This is a genomic window from Streptomyces sp. MB09-02B (assembly GCF_033794485.1).
Classification (GTDB): Bacteria; Actinomycetota; Actinomycetes; order Streptomycetales; family Streptomycetaceae; genus Streptomyces.
The window spans coordinates 1-10,531 of record NZ_JARGEE010000326.1 but is presented as its reverse complement, the minus strand read 5'-3'; the positions used below and the strand labels follow the sequence as shown (position 1 = coordinate 10,531).

11 protein-coding genes and 1 riboswitch are annotated in these 10,531 nt (G+C 70.3%); of the genes, 5 read left to right on the top strand and 6 right to left on the bottom strand.

What is annotated here, in order from left to right; translation table 11 throughout:
- From P1P70_RS32905 to P1P70_RS32890, 4 genes are all read left to right on the top strand, one after another.
- On the top strand, nucleotides 1-713 hold a 713-nt coding region (locus P1P70_RS32905), incomplete at its 5' end, for a nucleoside hydrolase (RefSeq protein WP_319244305.1).
- Between the two features lie 82 nt (nucleotides 714-795).
- The gene (locus tag P1P70_RS32900) at nucleotides 796-1,302 is read left to right on the top strand and encodes a GNAT family N-acetyltransferase (RefSeq protein WP_319244303.1); all 507 of its coding nucleotides are present in this window, start codon (nucleotides 796-798) and stop codon (nucleotides 1,300-1,302) included.
- Between the two features lie 33 nt (nucleotides 1,303-1,335).
- A riboswitch (cobalamin riboswitch) is annotated at nucleotides 1,336-1,502 on the top strand.
- Between the two features lie 124 nt (nucleotides 1,503-1,626).
- Nucleotides 1,627-4,104 (top strand): ribonucleoside-diphosphate reductase subunit alpha, encoded by a 2,478-nt coding sequence (locus tag P1P70_RS32895; RefSeq protein ID WP_413471602.1) that lies wholly within the window; start codon nucleotides 1,627-1,629, stop codon nucleotides 4,102-4,104.
- On the top strand, nucleotides 4,104-5,114 hold the full coding sequence (locus P1P70_RS32890; RefSeq protein WP_078853594.1) for a ribonucleotide-diphosphate reductase subunit beta: 1,011 nt from the start codon (nucleotides 4,104-4,106) through the stop codon (nucleotides 5,112-5,114). The genes P1P70_RS32895 and P1P70_RS32890 overlap by 1 nt, the downstream gene beginning before the upstream one ends.
- Nucleotides 5,115-5,144: 30 nt before the next feature.
- On the opposite strand, the gene P1P70_RS32885 is transcribed toward P1P70_RS32890, so the two are convergent.
- Together P1P70_RS32885 and P1P70_RS32880 are read right to left on the bottom strand one after the other, a co-directional pair.
- Nucleotides 5,145-5,942 (bottom strand): hypothetical protein, encoded by a 798-nt coding sequence (locus tag P1P70_RS32885; RefSeq protein ID WP_319244301.1) that lies wholly within the window; start codon nucleotides 5,940-5,942, stop codon nucleotides 5,145-5,147.
- A gap of 64 nt (nucleotides 5,943-6,006) precedes the next feature.
- Nucleotides 6,007-6,186 carry a hypothetical protein gene (locus P1P70_RS32880; RefSeq protein WP_319244299.1) on the bottom strand — a complete coding sequence of 60 codons (180 nt, stop codon included), beginning with the start codon at nucleotides 6,184-6,186 and terminating at the stop codon, nucleotides 6,007-6,009.
- 93 nt (nucleotides 6,187-6,279) lie between these two features.
- Here P1P70_RS32880 and P1P70_RS32875 point away from each other — a divergent pair, with 93 nt between their 5' ends.
- Nucleotides 6,280-7,242, top strand: coding sequence for a GlxA family transcriptional regulator (locus P1P70_RS32875; RefSeq protein WP_319244297.1), 963 nt, complete (start codon nucleotides 6,280-6,282; stop codon nucleotides 7,240-7,242).
- 18 nt (nucleotides 7,243-7,260) lie between these two features.
- Here P1P70_RS32875 and def read toward each other — a convergent pair whose 3' ends face one another.
- The 4 genes from def to P1P70_RS32855 form a co-directional block, all read right to left on the bottom strand.
- The gene (gene def / locus P1P70_RS32870) at nucleotides 7,261-7,911 is read right to left on the bottom strand and encodes a peptide deformylase (protein ID WP_239757153.1); all 651 of its coding nucleotides are present in this window, start codon (nucleotides 7,909-7,911) and stop codon (nucleotides 7,261-7,263) included.
- 139 nt (nucleotides 7,912-8,050) lie between these two features.
- Nucleotides 8,051-9,058 (bottom strand): hypothetical protein, encoded by a 1,008-nt coding sequence (locus tag P1P70_RS32865; RefSeq protein ID WP_319244294.1) that lies wholly within the window; start codon nucleotides 9,056-9,058, stop codon nucleotides 8,051-8,053.
- Nucleotides 9,059-9,552: 494 nt separating this feature from the next.
- Nucleotides 9,553-9,942 carry a roadblock/LC7 domain-containing protein gene (locus P1P70_RS32860; RefSeq protein ID WP_319244292.1) on the bottom strand — a complete coding sequence of 130 codons (390 nt, stop codon included), beginning with the start codon at nucleotides 9,940-9,942 and terminating at the stop codon, nucleotides 9,553-9,555.
- 84 nt (nucleotides 9,943-10,026) lie between these two features.
- Nucleotides 10,027-10,531 (bottom strand): hypothetical protein (locus tag P1P70_RS32855; protein ID WP_319244290.1); only part of this gene is annotated, 505 nt, incomplete at its 5' end.

Here is a 10,531-nt window from a genome sequence, read left to right as displayed (position 1 = left end):
ACGAGACCCTCCCCGACTCGACGGCCCCCCACCCCACGGAGTCGTCCGCCCAGGCCCTGCTCCGCCTGTCGAGGGAGTACGAGGGCGAGCTGACGGTCTGCGCCACCGGCCCCCTCACCAACGTGGCCATCGCCCTGCTGGAGGACCCGCACTTCGCCCACCGTGTCCGCAGGTTCGTGTTCATGGGCGGCGCCGCGCAGGTCCCGGGCAATTTCACCCCGGTCGCCGAGTTCAACATCTGGGCCGACCCGGACGCCGCCGAGATCGTGCTCTCCTCCGGCATCCCGTTCACCATGGTCGACCTGGACGCCTCGCACCGCTGGCTGTTCCGCCCGGAGGACCTCGCCGCGCTGGAGGCCGCGGGTCCCGGCACGGCCCTCGCCGCCCGGCTGATGCGGACCTACATGGACGCCTACACCCGCCACGGCGGGGACGGCACCTGTCCGCTGCACGATCCGCTGGCCGTGGGCGTGTGCGGCGACGAGGCGTTCGTCGAGGTGGCCGAGGGCGCCGTCGTCGTGGAGTGCGCGAGCGAACTCACGCGCGGCCAGACCGTGTTCGTGCCGGCCGGCGCCCGGCGCGTCTACTACTCCGAGTCCCCCGCCCTGACCGCCCGGCTGCGCGCCACCGGCCGCGTCGCCCTCGGGCCGGGCACCCGCGACTTCAGCGAGGACTTCGTGACGACGCTGCCCATGTGGTCGGCGACGACCTGACAAAATCCGATAGTCCGACGGACGGCGGCCCCTGTGGAAAACCGCCGACCCGCGAAGCCGCCCCTCGTGCACACTGCGACGCATGGACATCACGATCAGGCCGGCGGCTCCCGACGAGTACGCCGCGCTCGGCGAGATCACCGCCCAGGCCTACCTCGGCGACGGACTGCTGGACTTCGGAGAGAGCGACCGGTACCTCGACGAGCTGCGGGACGTGGCGAAGCGGGCGGCCGAGGCCGAGGTGCTCGTGGCGGTCGCGGACGGGCAGGTGCTGGGCGGGGTGACCTTCGTCCCCGCCGGCGGGCCCATGGCCGACATCGCCCGTGCGGGAGAGGCCGAGATACGGATGCTCGCGGTCTCCCCGGAAGCCCGAGGGCGCGGTGTCGGCGAGGCACTCGTGCGGTCCTGCCTGGAGCGTGCCCGCACCGTCGAGGGCTGTGGGCGCGTCGTTCTGTCGACCCAGCGGAGCATGCACGCGGCCCATCGCATCTACGGACGCCTGAGCTTCACTCGCACGCCTGAGCGCGACTGGAACCCCCTCCCCGACCTGCTCGACATCACCCTGATCACCTACGAGTTGACGCTCTGACACCCTGCGAAACCGAACGCGACACAACATGTGGGGGTGACACCGCGCCCCGGCACTAGATGTATGCTCATGCTCGCTGTAGCCGCAGGGGAATCCGGTGTGAATCCGGAACTGTCCCGCAACGGTGTACTCGCGTGCATTCATCGCCATGTGTGCACGCCTGTTCAGTCCGAACGCCTGCCGACAGTGCGCCCGGCCGTCCGGTCCGGGTGCCGTGACGTCCGGGCCTCGTGGAATGGGCCGGTGGACGCGACCGCTCCCGTGCGCTCGTGTGCTGCCGCCTGCCCTCCGCAGGGCCCCCAGCCGAGCGAGGGAGAGCCCCACGTGACCATCGCGCCAGCCGATCCGGTGTCAGCCGATCCGGTCTCAGCCGACCTGGCCGCAGCCGAGCCCGTGTCCGTGTCCGTTGCCCCGGTGCCGGCCGACCCGGCGACGGAGACCGACGGTCCCGGTACCGCGTTGCTGCGGATCCTGACCGAGCTGACCGCCGACCTCCCCGACGCCGATCCCGGCCGGGTCGCCGCCGCCGCGCTGCGCGGCCGGTCGGTGCGCGCGTCCTCCGCCGAGATGGTCGCGGAGCTACGCGAGCTGGCCACGGAGGCGGCCGCGGGCCTCATCGCCGAGGACCCCGCCTATTCGCAACTGGCCGCCCGGCTGCTGGCCGTCGGCATCCGTGCCGAGGCGGCCTCGCAGGGGGTCACGACGTTCACCGAGTCCATCGCCGTGGGCCACCGGGAGGGCCTCGTCGCCGACCGTACGGCCGCGTTCGTCCGCGCCCACGCCGAGCGTCTCGACGCCCTGATCGACCCGGCCGGGGACGACCGCTTCGGCTACTTCGGCCTACGCACCCTGCACAGCCGCTACCTGCTCCGGCACCCCCTCACCCGCAAGGTCGTCGAGAGGCCCCAGCACTTCATGCTGCGGGTCGCCGCCGGCCTCGCCGAGGACACGGGAGCCGACGCGGAAGCGGGCCTCCGTGCCCTCGACGAAGTGGCCGCGCTCTACGGGCTGATGAGCCGCCTGGACTACCTCCCCTCCTCCCCCACGCTCTTCAACTCCGGTACGCGACACCCCCAGATGTCGTCCTGCTACCTCCTCGACTCCCCGCTGGACGAGCTCGACTCCCTCTACGACCGCTACCACCAGGTGGCCCGCCTCTCGAAGCACGCCGGTGGCATCGGTCTGTCGTACTCCCGCATCCGTTCGCGGGGTTCGCTGATCCGGGGCACCAACGGCCACTCCAACGGCATCGTGCCGTTCCTGAAGACGCTGGACGCCTCGGTCGCCGCCGTGAACCAGGGCGGCCGGCGCAAGGGCGCGGCCGCGGTCTACCTGGAGACCTGGCACTCCGACATCGAGGAGTTCCTGGAGCTGCGCGACAACACCGGCGAGGACGCCCGGCGTACGCACAACCTGAACCTGGCGCACTGGATCCCGGACGAGTTCATGCGCCGGGTGAACGCCGACGAGCAGTGGTCGCTGTTCTCCCCCTCCGACGTGCCCGAGCTGGTCGACCTGTGGGGCGCGGAGTTCGAGGCCGCGTACCGCAAGGCGGAGGCGGACGGCCTGGCGAAGAAGACCATCGCCGCCCGTGATCTGTACGGCCGGATGATGCGCACCCTCGCGCAGACCGGCAACGGCTGGATGACCTTCAAGGACGCGGCCAACCGCACGGCGAACCAGACGGCCGAGCCGGGCCATGTCGTCCACTCCTCCAACCTCTGCACGGAGATCCTGGAGGTCACGAACGACGGGGAGACGGCGGTCTGCAACCTGGGCTCGGTGAACCTGGGCGCCTTCGTCGACCGGGCGACGGGCGACATGGACTGGGCGCGGCTGGACGCGACGGTCCGCACCGCCGTCACCTTCCTCGACCGCGTGGTCGACATCAACTTCTACCCGACCGAGCAGGCGGGCCGCTCCAACGCCAGGTGGCGTCCGGTCGGACTCGGCGCGATGGGCCTCCAGGACGTCTTCTTCCAGCTGCGGCTGCCCTTCGACTCCCCCGAGGCGAAGGCGCTCTCCACCCGGATCGCCGAGCGGATCATGCTCGCCGCGTACGAGGCCTCCGCCGACCTCGCCGAGCGGGTCGGCCCGCTGCCGGCCTGGGAGAAGACCCGTACGGCACGCGGTGTTCTGCACCCCGACCACTACGGTGTCGAGCCCACCTGGCCGGAGCGCTGGGCGGCCCTGCGTGAGCGCGTCGCGACGACGGGCCTGCGCAACTCCCTGCTCCTCGCCATCGCGCCGACGGCCACCATCGCCTCGATCGCCGGTGTGTACGAGTGCATCGAGCCGCAGGTGTCCAACCTGTTCAAGCGCGAGACGCTGTCCGGTGAGTTCCTCCAGGTCAACTCGTATCTGGTCAAGGACCTGAAGGAGCTGGGCGTCTGGGACGCGCGCACCCGAGAGGCGCTGCGCGAGTCGAACGGCTCGGTGCAGGACTTCGCGTGGATCCCAGACGACGTACGGGCGCTGTACCGCACGGCCTGGGAGATCCCGCAGCGCGGTCTGATCGACATGGCCGCCGCCCGCACGCCGTATCTGGACCAGTCGCAGTCGCTCAACCTGTTCCTGGAGACGCCGACCATCGGCAAGCTCTCCTCGATGTACGCGTACGCCTGGAAGTCGGGCCTGAAGACCACGTACTACCTGCGCTCCCGCCCGGCGACCCGCATCGCCCGCGCCGCGCAGGCCCAGGCCCGGCAGCCCGAGACGACCATCCCCGTCCAGCAGGCCACGTCCGAAGAGGCCGTCGCCTGCTCCCTTGAGAACCCCGAGTCCTGCGAGGCCTGTCAGTGATGTCCAGCAACCAGAATCTCCTCGACCCCGGCTTCGAGCTGACTCTCCGCCCGATGCGCTACCCGGACTTCTACGAGCGCTACCGGGACGCGATCAAGAACACCTGGACCGTCGAGGAGGTCGACCTCCACTCGGACGTCGCCGACCTCGCGAAGCTCTCCCCGGCCGAGCAGCACCTGATCGGCCGTCTGGTCGCCTTCTTCGCGACGGGCGACTCGATCGTGGCGAACAACCTCGTGCTGACCCTCTACAAGCACATCAACTCCCCCGAGGCGCGGCTCTATCTGAGCCGCCAGCTCTTCGAGGAGGCCGTGCACGTCCAGTTCTATCTGACGCTGCTGGACACCTACCTCCCCGACCCGGAGGACCGGACGGCGGCCTTCGCGGCGGTGGAGAACATCCCCTCCATCCGGGAGAAGGCGGAGTTCTGCTTCCGGTGGATGGACTCGGTCGAGAAGCTGGACCGTCTCGAGTCCCAGGCGGACCGCCGCCGGTTCCTGCTCAACCTGATCTGCTTCGCGGCGTGCATCGAGGGCCTCTTCTTCTACGGCGCCTTCGCGTACGTCTACTGGTTCCGCAGCCGGGGTCTGCTGCACGGCCTGGCGACCGGCACCAACTGGGTGTTTCGCGACGAGACGATGCACATGTCGTTCGCCTTCGAGGTCGTGGACACCGTCCGCAAGGAGGAGCCGGAGCTCTTCGACGACCAGCTCCAGCAGCAGGTCACGGACATGCTGAGGGAGGCCGTCGAGGCCGAGCTGCAGTTCGGGCGCGACCTGTGCGGTGACGGTCTGCCGGGCATGAACACCGAGTCGATGCGCCAGTACCTGGAGTGTGTGGCCGACCAGCGCCTCACGCGCCTCGGCTTCGCCCCGGTGTACGGCTCGGAGAACCCCTTCTCCTTCATGGAGCTGCAGGGCGTCCAGGAGCTGACGAACTTCTTCGAGCGGCGTCCGTCCGCGTACCAGGTCGCGGTGGAGGGCACCGTCGACCTGGACGAGGACTTCTAGGGGTTCCTCAGAACTTTCGGGCCACCGAGGTCACTTGAGGGTGATCGCGTCCCCGGCCGACGTGACCCTCGCGGTCGTCGTCGTGCCGGGGAAGTACCAGCGCCAGCTGCCCGCCGCGGTGACGGTCACCTGGGCGGCGACCTTCCCGCCGCTGCCCGTCTTCACCGTCCTGACGGTGGCGTAGCGGGCGGCGCCCTTCTTCTTGAACTGCAGCTGGACCGACTGCCCGGTGAACCCGCCGTACTTGAGGGTCTCCCAGTTGGCCCGGGTCAGCTTGCCGCCGACGGTGATCTTCACGCCCTTGGCGACCTTCTCGGGCTTGATCACGGCGGTGAGGGCCGAGGCGCGCTTGACCTTGTACTGGGCGATGTTGTCGGAGATCCAGTAATCGCCGTCGTTCGCCTTGACGGTGGCGTTGACCTGCCAGATTCCGGCGACGCGGTTGGAGTCGATGTCGTCACTGTCGGCGATCCAGCCGGGGTCGACCGTCATCGTTCCCGTGCACACCGATGTCGTCGAACTCTTCTTCTTGCAGGACGAGTCACCGTCCCAGGTCGTGAAGCCGTAGCCGTTGGTCCGGTTGAAGGTGCTGAGATCGGTGATCTTCTTGGCACCGGAGTTGTCCTTGATGGTGACGGCGACCGGGTACCGGATGGTCTTCGCCGTTCCGATGATGACGTTCTTGCCGCCGTTGACGACCGTCTTGGTGACGCGGACGTCCCCCTTGCCCTCGGCCTGGGCGCCGGTCGCCGCCAGCAGCACCAAGGCCGCCGCCCCGCCCGCCACGGCCAGGGTCCGGCCGCGTGCGGGGCGCGTTCTGTGTCTCATGATCCTCCCCTTGGGTCGAGGAGAGGTTACACAGAGGGCCGATCACTGTCGTACAGGTATGCGATCAGGCGGGGCGGGCGATGCGGTGCGACGACGATGTCCGCCGCCCCTCCGCTGCCCGCTCGATCTGCCGGTCGACGCGCCAGTCGTGCACGACGCCGATGATCGCGGGCAGCACCACCAGGGCGAGCAGTCCGAGGACGGCCAGTGTTCCGATGAGTCCTTGCAGCTGTGTCGTATCCATGGACACCACTGTCGCGCCGAACACTCCTGACAAACAGTGGCAGGACTGCCGTACCCCCTCGAATTCCTGCCACTTCCGAGGCACACTGGCAGCATGCTGAAGAACGTGGCCGCCATCCTCATGGAGGGCGTGCATCCCTTCGAACTGGGCGTCGTCTGCGAGGTCTTCGGCCTCGACCGCAGCGACGAGGGCCTGCCGGTGTACGACTTCGCGGTCGCGTCGGCGGAGGGTCCGACGCTGCGGACGCACGCGGGCTTCACCGTCTCCACGGAGTACGGCCTGGACCGGCTCGAAGAGGCCGACCTGGTCGTCGTACCGGCGGGCGACAGCTATGTGCACCGGATCTACCCGGCCGAGCTGCTGGACGCGCTGCGCCGGGCCGCGGACCGGGGCGCCCGCGTGCTGAGCGTGTGCTCGGGCGTCTTCGTGCTCGGCGCGGCCGGACTGCTGGACGGCCGGCCGTGCGCGGTCCACTGGCGGCACGCCGAGGAACTGGCCCGGCAGTATCCGCGCGCGGTGGTCGAGCCGGACGTGCTGTACGTGGACGCGGACCCGGTGATCACCTCGGCGGGCACGGCGGCCGGTATCGACGCCTGTCTGCACATCGTCCGCAAGGAGCAGGGACCGGAGGTGGCGAACAGGATCGCCCGGCGGATGGTGGTGCCCCCGCACCGCGACGGCGGCCAGGCCCAGTACATCGACCGGCCGCTGCCGCGCTCGCAGTGCGACACGGTGGGCGAGGTGCTCGTGTGGATGGAGCAGCACCTCGACGAGGAGGTCACCGTCGAGCAGCTCGCCACCCGCGCGCACATGTCCCCGCGCACCTTCGCGCGCCGCTTCCAGCAGGAGACCGGGACCACCCCGTACCGCTGGATCCTGCGCCAACGGGTGCTGCTGGCCCAGCGGTTGCTGGAGGCGACGGACGAGACGGTGGACGCCATCGCCTGGCGCACCGGCTTCGGCACCGCCGCCGCCCTGCGTCATCAGTTCGTCCGGTCGCTGGGCACGACCCCGCAGGCCTACCGCCGGACGTTCCGGGGCCCGGAGGCCGCCTGAGGGCGGGGCCGGTCCGGCTCAGTCGTTGGCGACCACCGGGTAGCGGGGCTCGTTCTCGGCCATCTGCCGCAGGGCGTCCTTGCGGTCGCGCTTGGAGAGCCGGTCGATGTAGAGGTAGCCGTACAGGTGGTCCGTCTCGTGCTGCAGGCAGCGCGCGAAGTACCCGGTGCCGCGCACCTTGATCGGGTTGCCCTTCTCGTCCTGCCCGGTGACCTCGGCGTAGTCGGGGCGGGCGAGCGGCATGTACGCCGTCGGCACGGACAGGCAGCCCTCGTTGCTGTCGTCCAACCGGCGCTTCTCGGCGGGCAGTTCGACCAGCTTCGGGTTGCAGACAACGCCGGTGTGGCGTTTGCCCTCGTCATCGGGGCAGTCGTACACGAACACCTTCAGGTCGACTCCGACCTGGTTCGCGGCCAGGCCCACGCCCTCGGCCGTGCGCTGGCTGGCGAACATGTCGTCCACCAGCTTGGCCAGCTCGTCGCCGAACTCCGTGACGTCCTTGCACTCCTTGTGCAGCACCGGGTTCCCGACCACGGTGATCGGCAACGACGTGCCGCGCTCGCGGTAGGCCTGCTCGCGCTCCTCGCAGTCCTCCGTGTCGATGACGAATCCCTCGTCATCGACGGGGAGCACGCCCACGTGCTGCTGATCGGTGTCCTGCTGGGCCATGACAGACGTACGCCTTCCTCAAAACAACAAGCGATGAAGTTGCTGATACAGGGTACGGGGGCCGCGCCCCGTAAGGGGCGCGGGGAACTGCGCGAGCGACCACGACCTGCCTGCAGCCGGAGACCGACCGCACGTCCCGCTAACAGACCTCTTCCAGATCCCGCCAGTCACGGGAATCCGGACTGTCCGCGACCCACCCGTCCAGCAGCCCCCGCACCAGCGAGGCCGGCGCGGCGATGCCGCACTCCCGCTCCGGCGCCCACAACTGCCCGTCCGTCACATGCCCCAGCGGCCCGGGGTGCCCCGGCTCGCTGTGATCGTGCGGATCGAGATGCTCCCCGTCGCCCTCGTCGGACGGCATCCGCGACTCCGAGCACAGTCGGCACAGCAACCGCACCGACGACGACCAGTCCTCGGCCGCGAACCCCGCGTCCGCCGCGAGCCGCTCCAGCGCGTCCCGGTCGGCCTCGGTCGCGGCCTCCAGCAGCACCACCCAGGTCGGCACGGGAGACGGCGCCCACAGTTCGATCTCGTCGAACACCGGATACGCGTGCCCCGCGGCCGTGGTCCGCTCCCCGTGCGGCACCCCGTCGTGCAGGACGACCTCGCCCCAGCGCCGCCCGGACGACGGCAACGGGATGGAGAGCACCTCGATCCGGGCGGGGTCGAGCCGCCGGCCCCACACGACCTCGGCCTCGCCCTCGGGCGAGAGCCGTACGGCCGCGCTGCCGAGGTCCATGCCCACCGGCTCCCCTGTGTCACCGGGTCCGCTGCCGGGCTTCGGCCGGACCGCGCCCCCGGGCACCCGCAGCCCGTACGCCTGCCACGCCCGGCGGGCCAGCGGCCAGTCCTGGAGGGCGGTCGCGGCGATACCCACGTTCCACCAGTCGGGCGCGCCGGTCTCCCGGTCGAGCAGGGCGACGGCCCGGAGGCCGGCCGCTCTCGCCTGTTCCCAGTCGTGCCGGAACTTGTGCAGCAGGGCAAGGTTGAACCAGGACTCGGACAGCCACGGCTCCAGGTCCGCGGCACGTGTCAACAGCGCCCCCGCGTCCTCGTACCGACCGTCGCCGATCAGCGTGAACGCACGATCGGTGGCCTGCCGCCAGGAGGCGGAGGGCCGATGTCGTCCCTTGCCGAAGATCCTCACGATTCCCGCCTGCCAGTTACGGTTCCCGCCTGCCAGTTCCGTCGGAGTGGGCTGGCCGTCGCCCCCGGTACACCCTCTCCCTCGCATCCAACCACGACCAGATGGAGGGGCGCTCATTACCCATGGGTTACCCCGTCGCGGGCAAGGTCAGACAGTCTCTCGCCAGTACCCTCGCGAGCGACTCCACCACCTTCGGGTGACAGTCCGAGCCGTGCCGGCCACGGTTCCTCCGGCGCCCCGACCAGCCTTTCGGACCCTGCTTCCCGGCGCTTCTCCTCGTATGCGTTCACGGCTCACCCGATTCGCGCGCCGACCGGTCGCTCACGGTTGATCCGTCACGCCACGGCACCCTCGTTAACTCCTTCGAGTGAAGGAGCGCTTCCTCGACGACCGTCCTCGCAGACGAACCGCACAGGAACCGCAGAGAAACCGCAGAGAAACCGCAGACGAACCGTCGAGCCTGTCGTCCCGGTGCGCCGCATCCGTTTTTCGTCTCAGTGCGCCACATCCGCGGCGAGCACCTTGTTGAGCTGCTCCACGGTCGCCGGGGACTCGCGTTGGAAGGCGGCCAGGTCGAGGCCGTCGTCACCCATGACGGTCAGCAGGGTACGCTCGCCCACGGCGACGACGATGACGTGCCCCGCTCCGCACCGGACGACCACCTCGCGGAGGGCCCCGACACCGGACTGGTCGGCCATACGACGGCTGACCCCGAGGGTGGCGGCGGCGAGGGCGGCCACGGACTCGGGGTGGACCTTGTCGACGTCGGCGACGACGAGGAGCCCGTCCACGGTGGACAGGACGCTCTCGGCGACCCCCATCACCCGGTCACGCAGCGAGGCCAGGATGCCGGTCAGCGATTCGGTCGATGCGTGTGCGGTCATGAGCACGTGCTCCTTGGTCCATACGTCTGCGGTGGGTGTGCGGTCCGACGGCAGGGGGTGATTGCGTGACTTTCCCGGCGCCCACTAGTCGGGCAGGGGCCGGTCGGACTCGGGGAGAGCCCGCAGTCCGCGGCGGACACGCCGCAGCATCTCGACGGAGGGTTGGTCGGCGAGCAGTTCCTCGGCCGACAGCAGTGACACGGGTGGGAACGGGGGCGGCACGGCCGGGTTGTCCGACGTGTCGTCCCCGGCGTCTGCGGGAAGACGCGCCGCGCCCCGCACGGGTAACGGCGGCGGCTTCGCGGCGGCATCACCGGGACCGGCGCCCGACGGCCGTTCTGCGGCCCGGGCGTCGTTCTCGGCGGGTGGTGTCGATCCGACCGCCGTCCCCCCGGACGGTGGCCTTTCGGCCGCACCGCCACCGGCCTCACCGGACGGTGGCCGTACGGCGGTGCTGCCACCGGCCTCACCGGACAGTGGCCGTACGGCGGTGCTGCCACCGGCCTCACCGGACAGTGGCCGTGCGGCCGTGCTGCCACCGGGCGTGGTGGACGGCGGTCGTTCCGCGTTCGTGGGGACGGGCGAAACG

What these genes read in the sequence shown, in the direction of transcription:
- P1P70_RS32900 (WP_319244303.1), top strand. Translation starts at nt 796, where the DNA reads ATGGACATCACGATCAGGCCGGCGGCTCCCGACGAGTACGCCGCGCTC.
- P1P70_RS32890 (WP_078853594.1), top strand. Translation starts at nt 4,104, where the DNA reads ATGTCCAGCAACCAGAATCTCCTCGACCCCGGCTTCGAGCTGACTCTC.
- P1P70_RS32885 (WP_319244301.1), bottom strand. Translation starts at nt 5,942, where the DNA reads ATGAGACACAGAACGCGCCCCGCACGCGGCCGGACCCTGGCCGTGGCG.
- P1P70_RS32880 (WP_319244299.1), bottom strand. Translation starts at nt 6,186, where the DNA reads ATGGATACGACACAGCTGCAAGGACTCATCGGAACACTGGCCGTCCTC.
- P1P70_RS32875 (WP_319244297.1), top strand. Translation starts at nt 6,280, where the DNA reads ATGCTGAAGAACGTGGCCGCCATCCTCATGGAGGGCGTGCATCCCTTC.
- def (WP_239757153.1), bottom strand. Translation starts at nt 7,911, where the DNA reads ATGGCCCAGCAGGACACCGATCAGCAGCACGTGGGCGTGCTCCCCGTC.
- P1P70_RS32860 (WP_319244292.1), bottom strand. Translation starts at nt 9,942, where the DNA reads ATGACCGCACACGCATCGACCGAATCGCTGACCGGCATCCTGGCCTCG.